At 47.8% G+C, this 24,170-nt stretch carries 19 protein-coding genes; 16 read left to right on the top strand and 3 right to left on the bottom strand.

What is annotated here, in order from left to right; all coding sequences use genetic code 11:
• Positions 1-7 precede the first annotated feature (7 nt).
• From FVR03_RS00635 to FVR03_RS00605, 7 genes are all read left to right on the top strand, one after another.
• Positions 8-805: a (Fe-S)-binding protein gene (locus FVR03_RS00635; protein ID WP_255473983.1), complete on the top strand. Its 798-nt coding sequence runs from the start codon at positions 8-10 to the stop codon at positions 803-805.
• Positions 806-1,187: 382 nt separating this feature from the next.
• Positions 1,188-1,670 carry a hypothetical protein gene (locus FVR03_RS00630; protein WP_147919815.1) on the top strand — a complete coding sequence of 161 codons (483 nt, stop codon included), beginning with the start codon at positions 1,188-1,190 and terminating at the stop codon, positions 1,668-1,670.
• 17 nt (positions 1,671-1,687) lie between these two features.
• Positions 1,688-3,637, top strand: coding sequence for a CHU_0125 family OmpA-like outer membrane integrity protein (locus FVR03_RS00625; protein WP_147919814.1), 1,950 nt, complete (start codon positions 1,688-1,690; stop codon positions 3,635-3,637).
• 760 nt (positions 3,638-4,397) lie between these two features.
• Entirely contained in the window at positions 4,398-5,567 is a 1,170-nt protein-coding gene (locus FVR03_RS00620; protein WP_147919813.1) for an AIR synthase related protein, read from the top strand.
• A 380-nt stretch (positions 5,568-5,947) separates the two neighbouring features.
• Positions 5,948-6,856 carry a hypothetical protein gene (locus tag FVR03_RS00615; RefSeq protein WP_147919812.1) on the top strand — a complete coding sequence of 303 codons (909 nt, stop codon included), beginning with the start codon at positions 5,948-5,950 and terminating at the stop codon, positions 6,854-6,856.
• A 5-nt stretch (positions 6,857-6,861) separates the two neighbouring features.
• Entirely contained in the window at positions 6,862-7,437 is a 576-nt protein-coding gene (locus FVR03_RS00610) for a hypothetical protein (protein ID WP_187269978.1), read from the top strand.
• Positions 7,438-8,028: 591 nt separating this feature from the next.
• Positions 8,029-8,787 (top strand): proline and serine-rich protein 1 family protein, encoded by a 759-nt coding sequence (locus FVR03_RS00605; protein WP_147919810.1) that lies wholly within the window; start codon positions 8,029-8,031, stop codon positions 8,785-8,787.
• Between the two features lie 370 nt (positions 8,788-9,157).
• Here FVR03_RS00605 and FVR03_RS00600 read toward each other — a convergent pair whose 3' ends face one another.
• Positions 9,158-9,658 carry a DUF4293 domain-containing protein gene (locus FVR03_RS00600; RefSeq protein ID WP_147919809.1) on the bottom strand — a complete coding sequence of 167 codons (501 nt, stop codon included), beginning with the start codon at positions 9,656-9,658 and terminating at the stop codon, positions 9,158-9,160.
• 80 nt (positions 9,659-9,738) lie between these two features.
• Here FVR03_RS00600 and FVR03_RS00595 point away from each other — a divergent pair, with 80 nt between their 5' ends.
• From FVR03_RS00595 to FVR03_RS00565, 7 genes are all read left to right on the top strand, one after another.
• The gene (locus tag FVR03_RS00595; RefSeq protein ID WP_147919808.1) at positions 9,739-10,938 is read left to right on the top strand and encodes a thiolase family protein; all 1,200 of its coding nucleotides are present in this window, start codon (positions 9,739-9,741) and stop codon (positions 10,936-10,938) included.
• A gap of 372 nt (positions 10,939-11,310) precedes the next feature.
• Entirely contained in the window at positions 11,311-12,066 is a 756-nt protein-coding gene (gene truA, locus FVR03_RS00590; RefSeq protein WP_147919807.1) for a tRNA pseudouridine(38-40) synthase TruA, read from the top strand.
• A gap of 790 nt (positions 12,067-12,856) precedes the next feature.
• Entirely contained in the window at positions 12,857-13,075 is a 219-nt protein-coding gene (locus tag FVR03_RS00585; protein WP_147919806.1) for a hypothetical protein, read from the top strand.
• A 17-nt stretch (positions 13,076-13,092) separates the two neighbouring features.
• Positions 13,093-15,276, top strand: a complete 2,184-nt coding sequence (locus FVR03_RS00580) for a T9SS type A sorting domain-containing protein (protein ID WP_147919805.1) — start codon at positions 13,093-13,095, stop codon at positions 15,274-15,276.
• A 273-nt stretch (positions 15,277-15,549) separates the two neighbouring features.
• Positions 15,550-17,319, top strand: coding sequence for an ABC transporter ATP-binding protein (locus FVR03_RS00575; RefSeq protein WP_147919804.1), 1,770 nt, complete (start codon positions 15,550-15,552; stop codon positions 17,317-17,319).
• The gene (locus FVR03_RS00570) at positions 17,316-17,837 is read left to right on the top strand and encodes a GyrI-like domain-containing protein (RefSeq protein WP_147919803.1); all 522 of its coding nucleotides are present in this window, start codon (positions 17,316-17,318) and stop codon (positions 17,835-17,837) included. Before FVR03_RS00575 ends, FVR03_RS00570 begins: the two co-directional genes overlap by 4 nt.
• Positions 17,838-18,025: 188 nt before the next feature.
• The gene (locus FVR03_RS00565) at positions 18,026-18,715 is read left to right on the top strand and encodes a DNA alkylation repair protein (RefSeq protein ID WP_147919802.1); all 690 of its coding nucleotides are present in this window, start codon (positions 18,026-18,028) and stop codon (positions 18,713-18,715) included.
• A 482-nt stretch (positions 18,716-19,197) separates the two neighbouring features.
• Here the strand turns inward: FVR03_RS00565 and FVR03_RS00560 are convergent, their stop codons facing one another.
• Together FVR03_RS00560 and FVR03_RS00555 are read right to left on the bottom strand one after the other, a co-directional pair.
• Positions 19,198-19,626 (bottom strand): hypothetical protein, encoded by a 429-nt coding sequence (locus FVR03_RS00560; protein WP_147919801.1) that lies wholly within the window; start codon positions 19,624-19,626, stop codon positions 19,198-19,200.
• A gap of 125 nt (positions 19,627-19,751) precedes the next feature.
• Positions 19,752-21,536 carry an ABC transporter ATP-binding protein gene (locus FVR03_RS00555; protein ID WP_147919800.1) on the bottom strand — a complete coding sequence of 595 codons (1,785 nt, stop codon included), beginning with the start codon at positions 21,534-21,536 and terminating at the stop codon, positions 19,752-19,754.
• A gap of 151 nt (positions 21,537-21,687) precedes the next feature.
• On the opposite strand from FVR03_RS00555, the gene FVR03_RS00550 reads away from it, so the two are divergent.
• On the top strand, positions 21,688-22,791 hold the full coding sequence (locus FVR03_RS00550) for a Glu/Leu/Phe/Val family dehydrogenase (protein ID WP_147919799.1): 1,104 nt from the start codon (positions 21,688-21,690) through the stop codon (positions 22,789-22,791).
• Between the two features lie 206 nt (positions 22,792-22,997).
• A complete protein-coding gene (gene nusB, locus FVR03_RS00545) occupies positions 22,998-24,140 on the top strand; it encodes a transcription antitermination factor NusB (protein WP_255473979.1) in 1,143 nt (380 codons plus the stop codon).
• Positions 24,141-24,170 lie beyond the last annotated feature (30 nt).

Raw genomic sequence — 24,170 nt, 5'->3', positions numbered from 1 at the left:
AAGACTAGTGAAAGTGCCTACCATGGCCGAGATGGCTGCTAATGGCGAGGAACCAGAGATACTGTTCTGGGTAGGATGTGCAGGTGCTTTCGACGACCGATACAAGCGCGTAACCCGTGCTTTTGTGCAGATACTGGAGCATGTAGGCATTAAATACGCAGTGCTGGGTACCGAAGAGAGCTGCACCGGTGACCCGGCAAAGCGTGCCGGCAACGAGTTCCTGTTCCAGATGCAGGCCCTCACCAACATCGAGGTACTGAATGCTTATAATGTGAAGAAAATCGTGACTGCCTGTCCGCATTGTTTTAACACGCTTAAAAATGAATACCCCGACCTGGGTGGCAACTACGAAGTAATACACCACTCCACATTTCTGCAGCAGCTTATAAACGAAGGCAAAGTGCGGGTTGCGAAAGGCGAGGCATTCCAGGGGCGCCGCATCACGTTCCACGACTCCTGCTACCTGGGCCGCGCCAACGATATTTACGAGGCTCCCCGCGAGGTGCTGGCTGCCCTCGATGCCGACCTAGTAGAAATGAAGCGCAGCCGTGCCAATGGCTTATGCTGTGGTGCCGGTGGTGCCCAGATGTTTAAAGAGCCAGAGCCCGGCAAAAAAGACGTAAACATAGAGCGCACCGAAGAAGCCCTGGCAGTACTTGGCACCAGCGACAGCGTAATAGCCACCGCCTGCCCCTTCTGTATGGTAATGATGACAGACGGTGTAAAGAACAAAGAGCAGGAAGAAAAAGTAAAGGTTTTCGATATAGCAGAACTCATTGCGCAGGCAGAAGGTCTGAGTCGTTAAGCCCTGAGCCTTTTACTTCATAAAAACCTTTGGAAGGCCTGTTTCATTAGAATAATTTCTTGCTGATTGCTTAATGGTTAAATGGTTGAATTGTTAAATGGTTGAATTGTTAAATGGTTAATCTGAGTATATGAGCAGCAAAGACCTCGCAGTGTGCGCAGCTCCTGCGAGCGTCTGAGGGGAGTAAACCAGCTTCGGACAAAATCTAGTATCTTATATCTAGTATTTAGTATCTAATGTCTATCTGAATAATCCTTGAAAAAAGGAGTTGCCAATAGACGCAGCTTCGTGAAATTTTCGTTAATTCAGATAACAAAAACAAAATCATATACCTGTTGTAAATTGCAACAGGTATTTCTATATAGTAGTATAAGCACGTAATATGTATATCCCATTCGATCAACTGCCGCCACATGCCCGCCTCTGGATTTACCAGGCCAGCCGCCCATTCACAGAAGCAGAGCAGGCTGAAATAAAACCGATGTTAGAACGTTTTGCATCAGAGTGGAGTAGCCACGGCACAGGCCTGCAGGCATCGGCTACGCTGTTGCACCACCAGTTCCTGGTGCTGGCCAACAACGAGAGCGCCACCTCTGCCAGCGGATGCTCCATAGACAGCTCCGTGAATTTTGTGCGTGAGCTCGAGAGGCAGTTCGGCATTTCGCTTTTCGACCGCACCAGGCTGGCCTTTTTGCAGAACGACGAGGTGCAACTGGTGCCACTTAGCCAGTTAAAAGACAAAGTATCTGCTGGCGAGATTCGCGAAAATTCATTATACTTCGATACTTTAGTGAATAATTTAGGAGAGCTGCAGTCTGCCTGGCCACGACCTGCCGGTAACAGCTGGCTTTCTAAATATTTTTAATTCAAACAGACTTGTTCATGCTTCAGCTACCATCATTCCTGTTGCCCGCTTCCAGCCTGAAGCGATTGCCAGTTTTTGTGCTGTTACTGCTTTTGCTGGGGGCTTGCGGTACTGGCCGCTACCTGAACCAGGGCGATAAGCGGTTTGAGCAGGAACAGTATCAGCGGGCCATCGAGTATTACTCGCAGGCCTTAGGCAAAACCGACAGAAAAGGGGAGGTGAACTACAAAATAGCCGAATCGTACCGGTTATCGAACAGGCTGGAGCAGGCAGAGCCATTTTACAGAGCAGCACTGGGCGCCAACTTCCGGAAAGAAGACCTGTATTACCACTACGGCATGTCGCTGAAGGCTAACGGTAAGTACGAGGAGTCGCAGCGGCAATTGCAGGAATACGTGAAAGTAGCCCGCAACGCCACCTTAAAAGCCTTGGCAACCCGCGAAGTAGAGAACTTTGCCTCCTTGTCAGACATCCTGAAAAAGCACCCGGAGTTCGAGATTGAGCACCTCGAAACGTTGAACACCGAAGGTTCTGAGTTTGCTCCGCTGATCTTAAACAACGAACTGGTTTTTTCATCTACAAGAGGAGCCGGCAAGCTGTACATGGGCAACGGCGAAGGCTTTATAGATATTTATGCCGCCAACCTGAGCGACTCTTTAGAAGCTATCGGTACCACTGTGCGCAAGTTCGAAGGCGTGAACTTAGATGGCATGCACGATGCTTTGCCTGCTTTTACTGCCGATGGCCAGATAATGGTGTTTGCCCGCAGCAACGAAGGCACGCGCAAAGGCCGCCAGAATGTAAACCTGTTCACCTCCACATTCCGGTCTGGTGCCTGGTCAGAGCCTAAGGTTCTGAGCATCAACGATTCTCGTGCCTGGGATTCTTCGCCAGCTTTCTCGCCCGATGGCAAAACCATGTACTTCTCGTCGAGCCGCAGAGGTGGCCAGGGCGGTACCGATATCTACAAAACCACCCTCGACGAAAAAGGCCGTTTTTCAGCTCCCGTTAACCTGGGGCCTGAGATTAACACGCCCGGCAACGAAACCTTTGTGCACGTAGCTCCCGATGGCACCTTGTATATTGCCTCCGATGGCCTGCCGGGGCTGGGCGGGCTCGACCTGTTCCGGATCGAAGACGGTAAACCCGTGAATTTGGGTGCGCCCATCAACTCAACAGGCGACGATTTCGGTCTTGTGTTTAAAGATGTGGAGAACGGATTTTTTACCTCTAACAGAGCAGGTGGTAAAGGCGGCGACGATATTTATGCCTTCAGCAGGTCGGTTAAGAAGCAGGTGAACTTCTTTGTAGATGGTACCCTGTTCCTGCGCCGCGATGGTGCCCGCCAGCAGGTGTTGGTGCCCGATAATATTGTGGTGCTGCAGGACGAGAGCGGCAAAAGGCTCCGCGAAACAAGCACCGATGCCGCCGGCAAGTTCACCTTTACCCTCGACAGTGCCTCTACTTATTCGGTTGTAGCCGAGAAATCAGGCTTCTTTACGGCACGCCAGCGCATTACCACCGTAGGTAAAATGCCACCACAAAGCGAACTGACCGAAGAAGTGAACGAAGTGCGCCTGACAGCAACGCTGGTGCTGAACGAGATCGTGCGCGAAAAACCGATTGTACTCGAAAACATCTATTATGATCTGGATAAAGCCGACATCAGGGAAGATGCAGCGCTGGAACTCGACAAGTTGGTACAAATCCTCATCGACAACCCACGCATTTCGATAGAACTTAGCTCACACACCGACGTTCGCGGTTCCGATGCCTACAACATGGACCTGTCGCAGCGCAGAGCGGAGTCTGCAGTGGCTTACATTGTTTCTAAAGGCATAGATCAGGAACGCATTACGGCCAAAGGCTATGGCGAGAGCAGGCTGGTTATAAAAAATGCCACTAACGAGGAACAGCACCAACGCAACCGCCGCACCGAGTTTAAGGTAATCCGGATAGCAGATTAATTTTAAGAATACGTTACAAACCAAAAGCCTTGGCAACCGCATTAACTGTTGGTTTCTAAGGCTTTTATTTTATGCAGTAATGGCGTAACCCTTGACACCCAGAACCATGAAATAGCTTCGGAAGGCCATTTTCATTAGAATAATTGGTAGTTGGTTGTTAATTGCTGAATGGTTAAATGGCAAAAGGATTATTCGAGTGCATAACATATTTTGGGGTATCTATATAGAACTATTAGTGATAAAAGGCTATTGCGTGGCATCAGCCTTGGCTATCGATCAAATCCCAGTCCTTGGCTTGAGGCGCCTCACATGTTTCCGGTGCCGCAGGCAGCCCGCAGGGCAGGAAAGATGTGCAGCGCCGATGGCCAAGGACGAGGCCTCGCGGCCGTGAGCGCTAAGACTTCTGCTAATAGAACAAAACAGCAGGAGGGCACCGGATTGAGCTGCAGCTAAGGCAGATGGAACCTTGCTTAATAGAAGTATTACAATATGAATACCCCTTCATATGTTATACACTCAAATTATTCAAATCAAATCAGCCTTCCAAAGCGTTTTGCCGGAAATCAAGTCAAGGGTCTTCTATCCTGAATGCTGCTACTCCGACAGTTCCCAAGTCTGGTACAGCAGCCAGACCGGCTATTAGCTACACCTATACATCTGGTAAATGCTTCTGCCAGGCCAGCCAATTCCTAACTTTTTAATTTTATTATCTCTCTCCTGCAAAGGATTTGTTAAATTTACAGGCAAACCATCCAGCACTATGGAAAACAGATATTTGCGTCGTGGTGTCTCAGCCTCTAAAGAAGACGTTCACAACGCTATTAAAAACATCGATAAGGGCCTTTTCCCGAAGGCATTTTGTAAAATTATACCCGATATTCTTACCGGCGACCCGGACTACTGCGCCATTATGCACGCAGATGGTGCCGGCACCAAATCGTCGCTGGCCTACATGTACTGGAAAGAGACCGGCGACCTGAGCGTTTGGAAAGGTATTGCCCAGGATGCCGTAGTTATGAACACCGACGACCTGCTCTGTGTAGGCGCAACCGATGGCATTCTGCTCTCGTCTACCATTGGCCGCAACAAAAACCTGATACCCGGCGAAGTGATTGCCGCCATTATAAACGGCACCGAAGAAGTGCTGCAGATGCTCCGCGACAACGGCATCGGTATCTACAGCACAGGTGGCGAAACAGCCGATGTAGGCGACCTGGTACGCACCATTATTGTAGACAGCACCGTTACCGCCCGCATGCGCCGCGATGAAGTAATCTCGAACCACAATATTCAGGCAGGCGATGTGATAGTGGGTTTCGCCTCTTATGGCAAGGCCAACTACGAAGACGAGTACAATGGCGGCATGGGCAGCAATGGCCTTACCTCGGCCCGCCACGATGTGTTCCACAGATACCTTTCCAAATCTTACCCGGAGAGCTACGATCCGGAATTGCCCGTAGACCTGGTGTACTCCGGCAACTATAGGCTCACAGATGTAAACGAAGAGACAGGGCAGGAGATAGGCAAACTGGTGCTATCGCCAACCCGTACGTATGCGCCTATTGTAAGAGAAATACTAAAAGGATACCGACAGCACATACACGGTATGGTGCACTGCAGCGGTGGTGCCCAAACCAAAGTGCTGCACTTTACCGATCAGGTACATATTGTAAAAGATAACCTTTTTGCTACTCCGCTGCTGTTTCGCATAATTCAGGAGCAAAGCCACACCGATTGGAAAGAAATGTACAAGGTCTTTAACATGGGCCACCGCCTGGAGGTATACCTGCCGGAGCAATACGCGGATGACCTGATTGCCATCTCCCGCTCGTTTGGCGTGGAGGCGCAGGTAATTGGCCATGTAGAAGGCAGCAAAGCAAACGAACTCACCATTAGGAGCAGCCACGGCGAATTTTATTATAAAGGCTGATTATACCTTAAAGAAGCAGCCGCAACGGCAGTTCTTGAATTTAAAAAGCTCACAGGTACATCAGGCCTGTGAGCTTTTTTGGTTTTTATTCTGTAATTATTTTTAGCAGGAACCTTGTCTGATGTTACAGATAAAGTATTGTTAAAGATAATAAATGATTGAAATAGAGGAGGTTGAAAAAATAAAGCGCAGTTGATTGTACTGAAACATATGTTACCAAAAGGTTGTTAATTTCCACTTTTTTTAGTTAGAAAGGCATTATATTGCTTCATCTTTCAACAAAATCTTATTTAAATTAATGAAATCAAAATTCCCCCCCCCCATTTTTTAGCAGAACATCCTTATTAAGAGTTCTTTTCTTCTTGTTTCTTGCAAGTAACATGCTGCTGTTCGGCTGCGAAAAAGCTGAAGAAACTATAACACCTTTGCTCAACGAGCTAAAGGCGGAGCAGGCAGCAAAAAAAGCAGGCGATAAAGATGAAAGATACAAGACGGACAAATCTGGTCAATATGTAAGTAAAGAGGTGCAATTGCCGGATTATGGCGGTAAAGAAAGGCCGACCCGCCCTAAGTATGATCAGGTAGAAGGTACAATGACCGCATTTGGTCCTGGTGATCCGTGTACAGGTTGCGATATACTCGATCCAGGCGAAGGTAATTACCCCCCTGATCCTTGTTATGGATGTGGTGGTTCTGGCGGTGGAGTGACCTCTAATTTTGTTAGTTCTGTTGGTGTAGGTTATGGATATTATTTTGCTCATAATCCCACTAATGCAATTCAAGATCTAAAGATTATCAAAGGCAGCTCAGCTTCTATTAATCCTTCATTAGCAGGTTATCATAAAATTAATGCAGACTTAAATAGGGGTGCTGGAGGGCAATACATTTACTTGACTTTTACGCGTGATCCAGGTCAAGTACGAGGATCATCAAATTGGGTAACTGACCAATCATACGGAGGTTATGTACCTGTAAAAAATATTATAGTTATGAGCTACACTATTGGAGGACTTAATGGCTGGCCTACATTATGTTCACCTCCAATTGAAGTAAAAGATGCATTTGGATTTCATACACCAGATCTTAATGATGGGGCAGGAGGAAAGTACATTTATGCATATCAGGAAAAATGCGATATGTATACTTCGTATCCTGGTACTATTAAAGAAGTTGGGGTCCTTTACGGTAATAGTAGTTCTATTTCTCCTCCAACAGGATGGGTAAAACTTCCTCAAGATCTAAATGAAGGTGCTGGAGGGGATTATATTTATTTTTGTATTAAAAAATAGTTTTAATGAATCGTATTTTATCAGTAACGTTACTGCTACTCTTTCCATTTATAAATCGGGTTATGGCACAAGAGGATTCATTAAGACTTCAGAAAGTCATTAATGCTGCAACTGTTCCGCCATACAAGCTGGCAGTGGGTGTTAGAGGTTTAAATCTGGTTGGCGAGTACGATTTAGGTCTGACTGCTAAATACTTTGTAAGTATACAAAGTGCGTTAGAGGCAGGGGTATCCAAGGTGATTGCCAATAATAATGCCTACCAGCTTTCGCTGATGTATGAGCGACACAACAGGATGTTTAAGTCTCGTAATTTATTGATCTATTATGGAGCTGGCGGAGGAATATTTTTACTTAATTCTAAATCCTGGTTAGAGCCTCCTGGTAGTGGCACCTTGATAAGAGGAGGAATTGGATTTATAGCTGGTGTAGAAATAGGCTTAGGGAAGCTTCCCCTAGCCGTGTCAGCTGACTTCAGAGGGCTTTATTATCCTACGGAGCCTAATCACAGAGGAGATGGCGGAAAAATGAATGTTGCTAGTCCGGCCTTTGGCATTAAGTATCGTTTCGGCCTACAAAAATAATATTGCCTTTGGCTACTCTATCGCATAAGGTGCTTTTTCCTTAACAGTACCGCAGAAGCTGAACCTTATATCTTCAGCTTCTGCGGTTTTTGCTTTATGAATAGCGTATGAAAGCACTAGCCTATCTGCTCCTAGCTATAATGGTACCTTCTTTAAGTATTGCCCAAATGCCAATTTATTGGGCCATACTTTTATGCCCGCATGAGGTACTACCAAAACTACAGTTGAAGAAATGCATCATGGCGAATGCAGTACCATTTTAGCTGTAAAAGATAAAGGAGCAAATAATTTCGTTACAGCTGCAATTGGAATAGACTATAGAATTAGCAGTCGGTTCGAAGGTTTTGCCGAGTACTACTTTTATAAATATAACCTCACAGGCAGAAACTCCTCCAATTATGATTGGGACCAAGGCATTACTGGCTTATTCCATCTCTACAAATCTTTAGGCTTTGGGGTTAATTACAAACTTTGACATTTGTGCGATGAAGCAGATTGGTACATGATTTAGCGACAATACCCTTGCATTTTGGTGCAGTATCTGGCATAATAATTGGCTTATCAGAAGTATGAGTTAAAACCTATATTTCTATGAAAAAGCTTCTACTTCCGCTCCTGCTGGTCTTGTTGCCGCTTTTTACCCAAGCCTCAGCCGTAACATTCAGCACCAAAAGAGGCGAGCCGTTCCAGATGTACCTCAATGGCAAGCTGGTTAATTCTGTTGCCAGAAATGTGGTGCGGGTGGCCAACCTGCAGCCGGGGCAGCACCTGGTGGAGTTCAGCATAAGGGGGCGCTACGGCATTTACAGAACCGGTACCAGGGTGCTGTTGCCGGTCGGTTTTGAATCGAATTACAGGCTGGTAGTTGTCGGGCGCAATGGCAGGGTTCGCATACAAAGGCTGGCTGATGTGCCGCTGCGGCCGCCCGTGGGCGCACCACTTCCGCAGCAGCCAAACCAGCCCCGCCACTACCCCGGCGAGTACGGTACACCACAGCAGCAAGAGCAACTGCAGGAGCCAGCGGTGCAGACTCCTGCAGACGATGACTACTGCCAAAACGCCATAACGCGCTACGACTTCGATAAGCTGCTAGAATCAATTAAAGCACGGGAGCTCGAAAGCACCAAACTTACCATTGCGCGGGAGGCAGTTCGGAGCAACAGCATTACCTCCGAAGATCTGAAGGAACTCCTGGAGCAGTTCGAATACGAAGGTTCACGGGTAGAGTTTGCGAAGTTTGCTTACGAGCGCATCTGCGACAAAGAACGCTTCTACTACGTGTACGATGCCTTTAAATTCGATACCAGCATTCAGGAAATGGAGAAATTCATAAACTCCCGGCGCAGGTAAACTGGCAACAGCTATTTTTCTGGTGTTTATTTTCAAGGTAAAAAAGAAAGGCCTCTGCATTTGAGCAGAGGCCTTTTGTATGTGTAATACTCCTGAAAGAACGTTTTAGAAGGACAAGCAATTTGCTGCGCCAAGTCAGAAATCAATAACAAGCGCCTTTCGCTGTAACTGCTATTCTACAGCCTCTGGTCCTTTACATCTTACTCTTAAAACCTGTTTGCAGAAGTACTGCGAGCAAATAAAATAAGTGGGTAGACCCTTGGCAGCATTCAACTAAAAATCCTTCCGGAGGCTGTTTTCATTAGCATAATTTGAAACCTGATTCTGAAATAGATTTCAAATTATGCTGCTATTGCCTACTTGCTGTTCCTTAGCGTAATCTATCTACAGAGCGAACCAGGTCTTCGTCTCTTTTAATAAAACGGTTTGCCAGGGCATTTAGCAGCAGCGCCAGCACCGGCATGTAAAAGCCTGGCTCGTAAATGCCCGACATATCAGACATAACCATATCGTTGGCGATGTAGTTGGCCTGGTAAAAGCAGGTGCCAAACAGCGCCACCAGCACCAGCGTATTAAAGAGGCCGAGCTTCATTTGAGTAAGTCGGTTCTTAAACTGAAAAATCTCGTACAGCGCAATTACAGCCGCAACAATAGCCAGCAGGCCAATAGCAATAGCGCCCTGCGATTGGGTGGCACCAGTGTTCGTGGCCTCCCCCTGTTCGTTCAGGAAATGCGTATCTATAGAAAAAGCGGTAAGTACCACTGTTTGGCCGGAAGTAGAGTCTGTTTTAGACCAGATATCGACAAACAACAACGAAACCATGGCCAGTACCAGCAGAAATAGAAATACAGATTGAATTCTTTGGATCATAATGGAGTAAACTTAACTTGCAAAATCACGCAAAAGTAGGCAAAATTCCATTCAAGCGCTTCACCTGTAAATAAAAAACAATGAAAACGGCTTATATACTCGATGTGGTTCGCACGCCCGTCGCAAAATTTGCAGGTTCGCTCAGCACCGTCCGCCCCGACGACCTGGCAGCGCATGTGTTACAGCAACTCCTGCTACGCAACCCCCGCCTCGACCCGCAACTTTTGGAAGACGTGATACTGGGAGCCGCTAACCAGGCCGGAGAAGACAACCGGAACGTGGCACGCATGGCGCTACTGCTGGCCGGGCTTCCGCAGGAGATCGGGGGGCTAACTGTTAATAGGTTGTGTGCCTCTGGCCTGCAAGCTGTTATAGATGCTGCACGTGCCGTAGCCTGTGGCGATGGTGAGGCTTATATAGCCGGTGGTGTAGAAAGTATGACGCGAGCGCCGTTTGTACTGGCAAAAGCAGCCTCCTCCTTTGCCCGAACCGCCGAACTCTACGACACCACCATTGGCTGGCGATTTACAAACCCTAACCTCGTTGCGCTCCATTACCCTTATAGCATGGGCGAAACAGCCGAGAACGTAGCCAGCAAATACAGCATTTCACGTGAAACCCAGGATAAGTTTGCACACCAGTCGCAGCAGAAATACAGAGCCGCCGCCCATGCCGGTAAATTTAGTGCCGAAATTGTGCCCGTGCAGGTGCCGCAACCAAAAGGCGAGCCGCATATTTTTGCTGCAGATGAGCACCCACGGCTTGCCTCATTAGAGAAACTGGCTACTTTAGCGCCTGCTTTTCGTGAGGGAGGTACGGTAACAGCCGGTAATTCATCGGGTATAAACGATGGCGCAGCCGCAGCCCTGGTAGTGGGAGAGGAACTGCTGAAGCGCCTGCAACTACAGCCGATGGCCCGCATAGTAGCTATGGCTGTTGCTGGCGTAGATCCTGCCTACATGGGCATGGGGCCAGTGCCGGCTGTTCAGAAAGCCCTGCAACGGGCCGGCCTGAAGCTAAAAGACATTGATCTGGTGGAGCTGAATGAGGCCTTTGCAGCACAGGCAGTAGCTTGTATGCAGCAACTGGAGTTGGACCCGGATAAGGTGAATGTTAACGGAGGATCCATTGCTATTGGCCATCCACTCGGAGCAAGCGGCACACGCATAACCGCCACCTTGCTGCACGAGCTGCAGCGCCGCCCCAATGCCCGCTACGGCCTGGCCACCATGTGCGTAGGCGTAGGCCAGGGAGTAGCTGTTATCTATGAAAAAGCCTGAGACCCTTGGCACCAAAAGGCCGTTTTTAGCTTCGGAAGGCATTTTGCATTGGAATAATTTTGTTATTGGTTGCTGAATGTTAAATGGCTTAATTGTTATATGGTTGAATTGTTATATGGTTGGTTAGAGGGAGTTGGTAAGAATAAAAAACAGTTGATAGAAGGCGACATAACTTATCTATATTTAATCCATTGCTATAGAGATGATAAAATTCGTGCATCGTGATACGAGAATCGTGATACGTGATCGTGTTACTCAAGCTGATGTAATTCCTGATTCCGGTAAGTCAAGATACACAATCTACAACCACAAAAAACTTTTAACTTTTAACTCATAACTCTTAACTAAATAAACTCTTCTTACCTTTGCGGCATGCGGTACTTTCTGGAAATAGCCTACGACGGCACCCGATACCATGGCTGGCAAACACAGCCCAATGCCCATACTGTGCAAGAGGTGCTCGACGATTGCCTGAGCAAAGTGCTGCGCTACCCGATAAGTTCTGTAGGCAGTGGCCGCACCGATACCGGTGTGCATGCCAGTCAGCAGTTTGTGCATTTCGATGTGCCGGAGCCGTTGGAGGTTAAACAAGCCTGCTACCGCTTTAACCGCCTGTTGCCACCCGATATAGTAGCAAAACAGCTTTATGCCGTACCCGATGCGGCGCATGCCCGTTTCGATGCCTTTGCCCGCACTTACCATTACCGCATTACGCTGGCCAAAGACCCCTTTCAGCGGTACCATGCCTATTACTTAAATTGCCAGCCAAACGTGCAGCACATGAACGAGGCTGCTGCTGTGCTGCTCCGCTACCATGATTTTACTACCTTCTCAAAAGTGAAAGGCGATACCAAACATTATAACTGCAACATTTATGAGGCGGTGTGGCAGCAGGAAGGCAATGAGTTGCTCTTTACTATTCGGGCGAACCGGTTTTTGCGGGGCATGGTGCGGCTGGTGGTTGGTACGCTGATAGATGTTGGAAAAGGCAAACGCAGTATAGCGGAGTTCGAAGCCGCCGTTGCCAGCCAAAATCGTAAAAACGCAAGCGGGGCTGCTCCTGCCGAAGGCCTCTATCTGGCTAAAGTTGAATATCCGCAGCAAATTCTTACATCATTTCAAGCATAAACTTCTGTTTTTATAGCCTCTGAAGCCCGTTTTGAATCCATAAATTTGTACTGGATCGTTGAAGTGCTTTGCTATTAATGCCCAAGGTGCGGCAGCTACTAAGAAATGTCTAATCCTACATAACACATTAAATTAAGCCAATAATGTGTTTCCGGGCATTACCTGAAAACAGGTATAAAAAATAATTGAAAAAATAAGCTCTTACCTCTTGTGTGTATATAATATATCTTATATTTACACACAATTACAGCAAACACCAGAATAATTAAATTTTATTTATATAAAATTTAATTATTAAAATAAAAATATAATTAGCAGTTAAGCTTAGAATTTTAGCAGGTACACTTACTATAACACAGGGCTATTGTTTGGTAAGCGCTTTAAATAGCTTTAAGAGTTTAGTTGTAAGAAGGTCTTGAAGTAGCTTGTATAGAACTTATTTGCTGTTTTAGCAGACTTAAAATTTACACGCTTTTACCAAAGCACTAGTGCCTTTATTAACCCATAGTTGCTATATGTAAACAAATTTACGCTTTCCCTGACCTTGCTCTATAGGTGAGATATGTGTCTCATTGTGTCCTAAACAGAGCAACAAATACTACATGATGTTCTACGCCAAAAATTTTTGGCTACTGAAAAGTGCCGTATAGGGTGCAAATTTTTTTGCTCATGCTTATACAACTGTCACTTATCTGGCAAATCAGCTTTTAAGCTGAACGGGCTTGCTATGCCTGTTTGGTTGTTCATAATCATCAATGGAAATGAAAGCTAACCTTTTTAACAGATACATATGAGACAAAACGAAAATCGCTGTAAGGCTGTAACTGCCGTCTTGCCCTGGCCTGCTACTGTCAGAATGCTGCTGAGCTTCTTTTTTAGCTTTAGCCTTTTGCTGGTTACCACTTTGCCGGCATCTGCTCAACCTGCCGAAAGTGACTTAACACTGCACCGCACCAGCAAAGGCGTAACCGGCTTCGAGGCTTATGGTTTTGTAAATACTTCTAATTAATACCAAGCAATTTTTATATGAAGACAATTTTACGCTTTTTATTTTTACTGATTTTCGTAACAGGCAGCGTGCAGGCATATGCTCAGGGCAACGTGTATATACGCACCAATACATGTGGCGCGTTCTGGGAACTGAGCGGCAATGAGGTAGCGATGGATGCCGTATTTGGTGCTGGCAACTGGCAGCAGCAACATTTCGAGACAACCGATCCGGCCACTTTGTTTTCTGCAAGCAACGAGTTTATTTTTATTGAAGGAAGCAACTGCGGCACCGAAGAGATGCTCGAGTTCCTGGATGCCAACCGTCCGGCCATGGAAGCCTGGGTAAAAAATGGTGGTAAACTTCTGGTGAACGCTGCTCCAAGCGAAGGCCCTTATGCTCTTACTATCGGGTTTGATGATGTTCAGCTTATGTGGGCTGAAGATGGCTCTTATGGCTTTTACGGGGAGAAAGCAAACGCCAGCCACTCTATCTTCAGAGGTCCGCTTAAAACAGTGGCCAACGACTGGACAGGCAGCGCCTTCTCGCACCATAAAGTACTTGGCACTGGCCTGACTAACATTATAAAGGATCTTGAGTCTGATGAGGTGTATCTGGCCGAGAAGCAATGGGGAGCAGGTACTGTAATAATAGGTGGCCTGACCTTAACTTTCTTCCAGGGCCACTACGAAGACTGGGCTCCTGCGGAAGATGTAGCCAACGTGCATAAAAACCTGCTGACTTACTTAGGAACTAACGACCTGCAGTTTGCGCCTGCCGGCACTATTTCTTACTGCCATGGCTCCGAGCTAACAGTGCCGTTTAATGCCATTGGCTTTTACAAGCCAGGTACTACTTTCGCGTTGCAGCTGTCTGATGCTACTGGCAGTTTTGCCGCACCGGTTACTCTTACCACGTTCACAGATGCTAACGTAGCTGAAATAAAAGCCACGGTACCAGCCAGCATACCGGCAGGAGCAGGTTATAAGCTTAGAGTGGTAGTAGGTGATTATGGCCTGGTATCTGCCGCAGCCGATATGGTAATTAACGCGCTGCCTACTTTTACGTTCTCTAAAACCGATGTGAGCTGTGTAGGTGGCAGCAACGGTACTATCACCATAAACTCTATAGCAGGTTACCTTTGCGCGCTTAACGGCGGAGCGTACAGCACCAAAAATGTGTTTAACGGGTTAACAGCCGGCACGTATACCCTGCAGGTGAAAGCAGCTACTGGTTGCGAGTCTGTGGCACAAACAGTAACTATCGGCACTACACCAGATACCATACTCCCTACTATAGTAGCACCTGCTGCGGTTACATTGAGCGGCACAACTGGCGCATGCGGCGCAGTTACTGTAGCCTTAGGCACACCTGTTGTAAACGACAACTGCGAAATAGGCAGTGTGAAAAACAATGCTCCTGCCACCTTCCCGGCCGGCACCACCACCGTAACCTGGACGGTAACAGACAAAGCCGGCAACAAAGCTACTGCCACACAACAGGTAACTGTAACCGGTGTGTCATCTGCGTTGGCTGTTTCTGTTTCAGGAGGGGCTGGTGCTAACACCATTGTGCTGGGTTACGAATCGCAGAGCGTTTCACTAACGGCGGCTGCAGGTGCAGGCAATTACGTATGGTCGGGGGCTGCCGGCTTAAGCAAAACAGCAGGTGCTACTACAGTGTTTACGCCAACTGCTGCCGGAGTTTACACCATTCAGGTTACTGCTACTACGGCACAAGGTTGCCCTGTTGCTGGTGCTGTTACCATAACGGTTGTAGATGCGCGTTGCGGCAACAAAAACGACAAAGTACTTGTTTGCCACAACGGCCAGGAAATTTGTATAGCGGCAAGTGCTGTAAAAGCACACCTGGCACATGGCTGCTCCGTAGGGCCATGCGGTGCTAAGGCTGCTATTGCCTCTGCCTCTAACCAGAAGAAAGCACAGGTCCTGCAAGCCGAAGACAACAGCCTGGTGGCTTACCCGAATCCGTTTGGTGAGTCTACCCGCATCAGCTTTACCTTAAAAGAAGCCGGCGATTACCGCCTGGAGCTGTTCGATGCCAAAGGTGTGCTGGTAAACACGCTGGCTGCAGGCGAAGGCATGGCAGGTGCCACACATGCCTACCAGTTAAGCGGCAGCAAGCTGGTAAAAGGTATTTACATAGCCCGCTTTGTAACGGCTGGCGAAGTAAAAACCATCAAAATCGTGTTAGATAAGTAACAATACAAATTTCAATATTTCTGATTTCCAGGTTGGCGAAGCGCCCAACAGGAGCAAGAGCCAACAAAAGCAAGGCCCCGGCTGTTTCAGTCGGGGCCTTGCTTTTGTTGGCAGGTACAGAAGAGGCTTAGGCAGCGGCAAATTCGGGGTGGGGCAGGAGCAATATCCCATCTAAAAAATCGTAACTTTACGATCTGTTAGGATCAGGAGCACGTACAGTAGAGACTGATTTTGCGTTAGCTTGGATTCTACGAAAACAAAGACTTCTCTATTTTGGAAAATACGCCCAAAGCAACAGGTAAAGCATTTGACGCTGATGTGCTCAAGCGGCTGTTCACTTTTGTGAAGCCCTACATCAAGACATTTAACTTTATCGTTTTCTTAACCTTTGCCTCTGCCGTACTCTCGGCTGTGCGCCCGTTCCTGATTCAGTACACCGTAGACCACGATATTCTGGGAAACGATTGGGAAGGACTGAACCGCATGTTTGTAATACTGGCTGTGCTGTTGGTGGTGCACGCCATCGTGCAATATCTGCATACTTATTTTGCCGGCTGGCTGGGGCAGCACGTAGTCCGCGACATCCGGGTAAAGCTCTACCGGCACATCCTGAACCTGCGCCTCAAGTTCTTCGACCGCACCCCCATCGGCACCCTGGTAACCCGTAACGTGTCAGATGTAGAAACCCTGTCCGACGTGTTCAGCGAAGGTCTGGCGGCTATGATCGGCGATATTCTGCAGCTGGTATTTATCGTGGGCTTTATGTTTTACATCGATGTAAAGCTGACGCTGATAAGCCTTTCCACCTTCCCGCTGATGCTCATAAGCACCTACATTTTTAAAGAGAAGATAAAGGACACATTTCAGGAAGTGCGGACGGCAGTAGCAAGGCTCAACTCGTTTGTGCAGGAACATATTACGGGCATGAGCATTGTGCAGATCTTCAACAACGAGGAGCGTGAGATGCAGAAGTTCCGCGAGATAAACAAAGAACACACACGCGCCAACATCCGCTCTGTGCTGTACTATTCTATTTACTTTCCGGTAGCCGAGATTATAGCAGCAGCCGGTCTGGGCCTGCTGGTGTGGTACGGCGCTTACGGTGTGCTCGACGACAGCATTACGCTGGGCACGCTCATGGCATTTATCATGTACATCCAGATGTTTTTCCGGCCTATCAGGCAGATCGCCGACCGCTTTAATACGTTGCAACTGGGAGTGGTGAGCACCGAGCGCCTCATGCGCCTGCTCGACAGCAAAGAAATGATCGCCGACAACGGCTCTTTCACACCTGATACCATAAAAGGCGATGTCTCTTTCAGAAATGTGTGGTTTGCTTACCAGGACGAGGAGTGGGTGTTACGGAATATCTCTTTTGAGATGAAAGCAGGAGAGACCGTGGCGTTTGTAGGAGCCACAGGCGCGGGCAAGACTTCGGTTATTAACCTGCTCAACCGCTTCTACGAAATAAACAGCGGCCATATTTTAATAGACGGGCACGACCTGAAGGAGTATGACCTGAGTGCGCTGCGCCATCATATTGGCGTGGTGCTGCAGGATGTGTTCCTCTTCTCCGGCACCATTGCCGACAACATTAGCCTGGGTAACACCAACATTACAGAGGAACAGATGTGGCACGCCGCCGACCTGGTGGGAGCCCGTAAGTTTATAGAGCGTCTGCCCGGCGGCCTGCATTACCCGGTTATGGAGCGTGGCGCCACGCTATCGGGTGGGCAACGGCAGCTGATCTCTTTTGTGCGGGCCATGGTGTACAATCCTCAGATTATTATTCTGGACGAAGCCACCTCCAGCGTAGACTCCGAAACCGAAGAACTCATACAATACGCCATCGAGCAGCTTATGCGCGGCAGAACCTCTATTGTGATTGCCCACCGCCTTTCCACCATTCAGAAAGCCGATAAGATTATCGTAATGGACAAAGGCGAGATAAAAGAAACCGGTAACCACGAAGAGCTGCTCCGGCACAATGGTTTTTATGCCCAGCTGTACCAGATGCAGTACAAGAATATGATTAACTTATGAACAGAAAATTTTTAGGCATCATGTTGCTCCTGATAGCAGCAGGAGCCATTTTTTACGGTTGGCTAGGAGGTTTTAGTGGCACCACCGTTACCAGCACAAATTCTCAGCAATTATTTGTAGCCGGTAAGCCTTTCAGGGGCCACACCAAAGACGAAGTGCTCGGCAACACTTTCCGGCAGGTTGCGCAGGTGCTGGACGAGAAACAATTAGACGGCGTACCAGCCAATATCTACTACAATAACCCCGACGAAGCCAGCGACACCATCAGCGCCTTTATCGGGGTGCTGGTGCCAGACACAACACAGCAGTTGCCTGGTGGCTTCGAGTTCAGAACTGTGCCAGGTGGCCGCCAGGTGCTGCGGGCAGAGGTAAACGCCCATTACATGCTGGCCCCGAACAAGCTCTACGAAGCCCTCTTTAACCACGCCGAAAAGAACAACCTGAAGCTGGAGCCCTTCTATGTAGAGTGGTTCCCGGAAGATAAGAAAGGAGTGGTAGAAGTGCCGGTGCAGAAATAGCTAACCTGAATACCCTTGACCTAAAAAACCTTGGAAAGCTTCTGGAGGCCATTTTCATCTGAATAATTTAACCTTGCTGCAAATTATTCAAATGAAAATGGCCTCCAGAAGGATATGGAGCGTTTTTAAGCCAAGGCTTTTGTTTTAGTTGTTGGCGATATAACCATTTAACTAAATAACTTCCTCGCATGAATGCAGCAGCTGTACTGGCACAACTGGAAACGCTTGGCAACCCGACCGACAGAGAGGGCATGAGCCGCTTTGGCATTTCAACAGAACATGCGCTGGGCATCAGAATGCCAGTTATTCAGAAGCTGGCGAAGGAACTGAAACGCAACCACGAGCTGGCACTGGAGCTGTGGCAAACAAAGGTGCATGAGGCAAGGCTGCTGGCGGTTTACCTGGCCGACCCAAAGCAGGTAACAGAAGACCTGATGGAGCAATGGGTAAGTGACTTTAACTCCTGGGACCTGTGCGACCAGACCTGCGGCGTGCTATTCGACAGAACGCCTTTTGCCTTTAGCAAAGCCAAAGAGTGGGCGCAGCGGGAACCGGAATACCAGAAACGCGCCAGCTTTGTTATGATGGCCACGCTTGCCCTGCATGCAAAAAAAAGTCCTGACGAGCAGTTTCTGCAGTTCTTCCCGCTGATGATCGCAAAAGCCGATGATAACCGCAATTTTGTGAAGAAGGCCGTAAACTGGGCACTCCGCCAAATTGGCAAGCGAAGCCTTACGCTCAACCAGGCAGCCATAGCCGCAGCAGAAGAGATAAAGCAGCAACCAACTAAGAGTGCCCGCTGGATAGCAACAGATGCTTTACGTGAGCTGCAAACCCCGGCGCTGTCGGAGCGGCTGCGTCTAAAAGCTTCAAAATAAAGACCTCGCAGCGTGCGCAGCTCCTGCGAGGGTCTGGGCGGGCTGTAAATAAGTAGCTACCCTTGATGCCAAAACGCAAAATTACCTTCTGAAGGGCTTTTTTGTTAGAATAATCAAGTTCCTGCTCTTGCTTCACCAAAACATTTACAGGTCTGAAATAAACTGGGAGGCCGGAGCTAAAACAGGTAAAGCCGGCCATTCTTTCAAATGCCGGCTTTTTATAGGTAACTACTGCAACTAGTGCAGCGCCAAATTAAAAATTAGAAATTCAAAATTAGAAATGAAGCATAAGAAGCAATTCTCCAGCTTTGGCAATTCTATAAAATATAATGGAAGAGCACTAGTGCTCCTCCATTATAATTTATAGAATTATGCTACCTGCATAAGTACTTCAAAGCGGCCAGAGGCCGCGGAATAATCGTCACGAGCGAGACCGCTCGCGCCAGCATAATTTTTAATTTCTTATTTGGCGAAGCACTAGGTTATTCGGCTGCTGTACTGGTGCTGTCTTTAAGTTCTACAATTTTAGCGCGAAGGGCATCCATATCCGGTTTATGGCCTTTGGCTACCTCAGCGGCATCGAGCTCCAGCAGCATTTCCTGCATTTGCTTTAAATACTGAGCTTTGTCTTTTTTGAGGCAGTCTTTGGGGTGGTTACCGGTGCAGGTGCCGTCTTCGTTCATAGGCTTAAACATGCTGCCTTCGCCGTAAATGAGCCATTTCGAGTTCAAATCAGGAAAATGCTTGATAATCGCGACCAGTTCATCTAACATGTAATCCTGTCCGCAGATAATATTTTCCAGTACCTGGGTATCGCTGCCCGTTATCTTCTGAATTTCTGGAATTTCAAGCTCTTTCAGGTGAGTGTAAAACCTAAACCTTTTCCCTATTTGTTGTAAGTCGATGGCCATAAATCAGGATTTTTTTAGATATTCAGATAACTATACGTTTCTATAACAGAATCTGTCACAAAAAATTCCAGCCAGCCGGTTCTAATTGCTTTAATTGCCGAAAAGGGATGCAAAAACAGCTGGTATTAGTCCATATCTTCGGTCTGTAACTGCCGCTCGTACAGCTCTTTATAAAGCCCCTGCTCCTGAATTAACACCTCATGCGTGCCGTGCTGCACAATCACCCCGTCTTCCAGCACCAGAATACGGTCGGCCAGCTTCACCGACGATACCCGGTGCGAAATAATTATGGAAGTACGATTGGCCATAATGCGCTGCAGGCTGTTCAGAATGGCATTTTCTGTTTTGGTATCTACAGCCGAGAGCGAGTCGTCCAGAATCAGGATGCTGGGTTCGCGCACCAGGGCCCTGGCAATAGAAACCCGCTGCTTCTGCCCCCCAGACAAAGTAATGCCCCGCTCGCCCAGTTTTGTTTCGAACTGCTCCGGAAACCGGATTATATTTTCGTACACGTCGGCATCTTTAGCGGCCTGCACCATCTGCTCCTCCTGAATCTCGGGCAAGCCAAAACCGATGTTGTTGCTGATAGTGTCGGAAAAGAGGAATACATCCTGCGGTACATAGCCAATCTGGCTGCGCAGGCTCATGAGGTTGTAATCGCGTACATCCACGCCATCAATCAAAATGCGGCCACTGGTTACATCAAACATGCGGGGCAGCAGCGTGGCAATGGTGCTCTTGCCGGAGCCGGTGTTGCCAATTACCGCCAGCGTTTCGCCGTGCTGTATTCTGAAAGACACATTCTTCAGTGCGTGGATATTCGTGTCGGGGTAAATAAAATTCACGTCTTCGAACACAATATCGCCCTGAATATCCTTGCTGAAATCTTTCCGGGAGATGATGGTGGTTTTAGTATTCAGAAACTCGTTGATGCGCTCCTGGGAGGCTGCCGCACGCTGCACCAGGCTGGCCGTCCAGCCCAGGGCGGTTACAGGCCAGGTCAGCATGTTCACGTAAATCACGAATTCAGCAATATTACCGGTGGTAATGCTGCCGTTCATCACTTCCTGTCCGCCAATATAAATGGTAATGATCGTGCTCAGGCCCACCAGGAACAGAATCAGCGGAAAAAAGAGTGAGTTTACGAAGTTCAGATCCAGCGATTTGTCTTTATAAGTGTTGCTGGCAGTGGTGAAGTTATTGTGAGAATCGTCTTCGCGCACAAACGACTTCAGCACCCTGATGCCCGAGAAAGCCTCCTGCACAAAGGTAGTAATGCCAGAGAGGCTTCGCTGAATCTCATCAGACTTGCGCTGAATAATGTTGTTGACATAGTAAATACTGATGGCGAGGACCGGCAAGGGCAACAGGGTATACAGTGTCAGCTTTACGTTAACCGACAGCATATAAGGAATAACCATGATGAACAGCACCACCAGGTTGAGCCCGTACATAATGGCAGGCCCCAGGTACATGCGCACCCGGCTTACATCTTCTGAGATGCGGGCCATCAGGTCGCCGGTGTTGTTTTTGCGGTAAAAGCTGAGCGGCAAGCTCTGGTAGTGCTCGTAAATCTCGTTTTTGAGGTCGTTCTCAATCAGGCGGCTCATCACGATGAGTGTTTGGCGCACAAAGAACAGGAACAGGCCACGCAGCAGCGCCATAGCCAGAATAACGATACCGTACACCAGAATGCTTTTCGCAAAAGTATCGTAGATGGTGCTCTGCTGGCTCATGCCCTCGTAGAGTTGGTGCAGGTTAATGCCTTCTTTTATCAGGTCGAAGGCGTAGCGCACCACCTGCGCCGGCAGAATCTGGAAGTAGTTGGAGATAATGGTAAACACGAGCCCCCAGAAGAGCCGCGCTTTATATTTTAGCAGGTATTTATTGAGGTAGCTTAACGATTTCACAGTTTTATAGCTTCAGGCACCCTGCCTTTTACGTAGACAAGCAAAGTACAAATTGAATTCTTGAAAAAAAGGAGTAATTTTGCGCTCGCAAACGGCAAGCTGCATCACCCATATCTGTACAAAGATAAGCAACCATTAATCATTTGCATGAATGGTAAAGACGAAAGAAGTAAAACAGCAGCAGCAGGACCTGTCAGTTTTTGGTCAGCTAGCAGAGCACAACCACGAAAAGGTTGTTTTCTGCCACGACCAAGACACAGGCCTGAAGGCGATCATTGCGGTACATAGTACTGTGCTGGGGCCTGCGTTGGGTGGTACACGCATGTGGGGCTATGCCTCAGAGGCCGAAGCCCTGGAAGATGTGCTGCGCCTCTCGCGTGGCATGACTTACAAGGCCGCTATTTCGGGGCTTAATATTGGCGGCGGCAAGGCCGTGATTATAGGCGATGCCGCCAAAGACAAGTCGGAGGCTTTGTTCCGGAAGTTTGGGCGGTTTATCAAGAACCTGAACGGTTGTTTTGTTACTGCAGAAGACATCGGGACTACCTCTAAAGACATGGAGTACATCCGGATGGAGACGGAGCATGTGGCTGGCATGCCCGAGACCATGGGTGGTGGCGGAGATCCTTCGCCGGTAATGGCCTATGGTACGTACATGGGCATAAAAGCAGCTGCCAAAAAAGCATTCGGCACCGACTCGCTCGAGGGCAAAAAGATTGCGGTGCAGGGGGTAGGCAATGCGGGGGCATTTCTTGTAGAGCTTCTAGCAAAGGAGAACACAAAAGTATTTATAACAGATATTTATGCGGACCGCCTGCGCGATGTGTCGTCTAAGTACGGAGCACAGGTAGTGGGCATGGACGAGATCTACGACCTGGATGTAGATATTTTCTCGCCTTGTGGCCTTGGCGGCACTATTAACGATAAAACCATAAACAGGCTCAAGTGCCGTGTTATAGCAGGCAGTGCCAACAACCAGCTGCGCGACGAAACTGTGCATGGACAGGCACTGCTGGAGCGAGGTATCTACTATGCCCCTGATTTCCTGATAAACGCTGGTGGCCTTATAAATGTATATGCTGAGTTAGTGGGCTATAACCGCGAGCGCGCCTACGCACAGGCAGAGCGCATTTACGGCTATACTCTCGATCTGCTTCAAAAAGCCGAAGAAGAAGGCATACCGACCCAGCAGGCTGCCATCAGAATGGCTGAAAAACGCATTGCTGAGATCAGCAAGTTAAAGTCTACTTATTAAGAAAATGGTTCCGGAAAAGAAGTGCTGCACTACCTGTGGCACTTTTGCGTTAAAAAGCAGTTGTTTCTGCAACAGAATACCTAACAAAAGCATAACTAAACCCAGCAACAGCAGTACCTGGTGCTTTCATATTTTTACAAGTTCAAAACAAAACGTTCTTTACATTTAACATTATGCTCAACCGCAGAACATTACGAATCAAGGCAATGCAAGCCATCTATGCCTACATGCAGGCCGAAGGTTCAGATTATCTGCTGGCGTTAGACCAGATAAGCGAAGATTTCGCACCAGACCTCAACTCTATGGAGGTGCAGGACAAAAAGCTGCTAGAAGGTAAAAAGCAGATCGCTACACTTCTGTTTAAAGAGTGGCACGAAACGAAGCAGTTCGAAACCGACGAAACAGATAAAGAAATACTAGGTGCGGTAAACAGGGCAATTGGCTGGTACAATAATCAGCTCAAGAAAGATTATACCTATTATGCTAACCAGATGATTGGGGCGGTAGAGCGCATCTACGACCATTACCTGGCTACGTTGCAGATTCTGCAGTTGCTGGTTAGCCTGATCGAGGAAGAAGAAGAGAAAAAAGAGAAACGCTTTACGGAGTCGAAAGGCCCTGAGGTTAAGAAGTTCCTGCGCAACACTGTGGTGAAGCGCATCCTGGAAAACAAATCGTACCAGGAGCATATTATTCGTAGAAGCATTAGCTGGGGCTCCGATATAAGCGAAATCAGGCTGGCTTACAAGAACGTGCTGAAGCAGGATGAGGCCTTCCTGAACTACCTGGCCCTGCCGGAACCTACGCCAGAAGCCGACCTGGAAGTAACCAAACATATTTTTAAAAACATTATTTTTAAAGAAAAAAACTTACAATCTTTGTTTGAGGAGCAGGATTTGAACTGGTTCGAAAACAAGGCCATTGTGAAGAGCCTGGTTAACAAAACGGTAAAATTGTTTGGCGAGGAAGCCACCGGAGAAGACCTGAAACTGCTGGACCTTTCTGCTAACTGGGACGACGACAAAGCCTTTTTTGAGGAGCTTTACCACCAGACCCTCCAGGATGACGAAAAGTATGAAGCCCTGATCTCGGGTAGTGTAAAGAACTGGGATGTGGAGCGTGTGGCCTCTCTCGACAAGATTATTCTGAAAATGGCGCTTTGCGAAATGCACATCTTCCGGAGTATACCCGTAAAAGTAACCATTAACGAGTATATAGAAATATCTAAACTCTACAGTACACCAAAAAGCAAACAATTCGTTAATGGTGTATTAGATAAAATGGCACAGGAACTTACCACCAAAGGCGATATCCGTAAGTCGGGTAGAGGTTTGATCGATAATAAGTAAGCTTCCTGTTACAATCGTATAAGAGAAAAA

Source organism: Pontibacter qinzhouensis, from assembly GCF_008017455.1.
In the GTDB taxonomy this organism is placed as follows: Bacteria; Bacteroidota; Bacteroidia; order Cytophagales; family Hymenobacteraceae; genus Pontibacter; species Pontibacter qinzhouensis.
Note: the sequence above shows the minus strand (reverse complement) of the source record. Positions and strands in the feature narration are given on the sequence as shown.

Bases quoted from the DNA above. Each gene is read 5' to 3' on its own strand.
- FVR03_RS00630 (WP_147919815.1), top strand. From the start codon at position 1,188: ATGTATATCCCATTCGATCAACTGCCGCCACATGCCCGCCTCTGGATT.
- FVR03_RS00625 (WP_147919814.1), top strand. From the start codon at position 1,688: ATGCTTCAGCTACCATCATTCCTGTTGCCCGCTTCCAGCCTGAAGCGA.
- FVR03_RS00620 (WP_147919813.1), top strand. From the start codon at position 4,398: ATGGAAAACAGATATTTGCGTCGTGGTGTCTCAGCCTCTAAAGAAGAC.
- FVR03_RS00615 (WP_147919812.1), top strand. From the start codon at position 5,948: ATGCTGCTGTTCGGCTGCGAAAAAGCTGAAGAAACTATAACACCTTTG.
- FVR03_RS00610 (WP_187269978.1), top strand. From the start codon at position 6,862: ATGAATCGTATTTTATCAGTAACGTTACTGCTACTCTTTCCATTTATA.
- FVR03_RS00605 (WP_147919810.1), top strand. From the start codon at position 8,029: ATGAAAAAGCTTCTACTTCCGCTCCTGCTGGTCTTGTTGCCGCTTTTT.
- FVR03_RS00600 (WP_147919809.1), bottom strand. From the start codon at position 9,658: ATGATCCAAAGAATTCAATCTGTATTTCTATTTCTGCTGGTACTGGCC.
- FVR03_RS00595 (WP_147919808.1), top strand. From the start codon at position 9,739: ATGAAAACGGCTTATATACTCGATGTGGTTCGCACGCCCGTCGCAAAA.
- truA (WP_147919807.1), top strand. From the start codon at position 11,311: ATGCGGTACTTTCTGGAAATAGCCTACGACGGCACCCGATACCATGGC.
- FVR03_RS00585 (WP_147919806.1), top strand. From the start codon at position 12,857: ATGAGACAAAACGAAAATCGCTGTAAGGCTGTAACTGCCGTCTTGCCC.
- FVR03_RS00580 (WP_147919805.1), top strand. From the start codon at position 13,093: ATGAAGACAATTTTACGCTTTTTATTTTTACTGATTTTCGTAACAGGC.
- FVR03_RS00570 (WP_147919803.1), top strand. From the start codon at position 17,316: ATGAACAGAAAATTTTTAGGCATCATGTTGCTCCTGATAGCAGCAGGA.
- FVR03_RS00565 (WP_147919802.1), top strand. From the start codon at position 18,026: ATGAATGCAGCAGCTGTACTGGCACAACTGGAAACGCTTGGCAACCCG.
- FVR03_RS00560 (WP_147919801.1), bottom strand. From the start codon at position 19,626: ATGGCCATCGACTTACAACAAATAGGGAAAAGGTTTAGGTTTTACACT.
- FVR03_RS00550 (WP_147919799.1), top strand. From the start codon at position 21,688: ATGGTAAAGACGAAAGAAGTAAAACAGCAGCAGCAGGACCTGTCAGTT.
- nusB (WP_255473979.1), top strand. From the start codon at position 22,998: ATGCAAGCCATCTATGCCTACATGCAGGCCGAAGGTTCAGATTATCTG.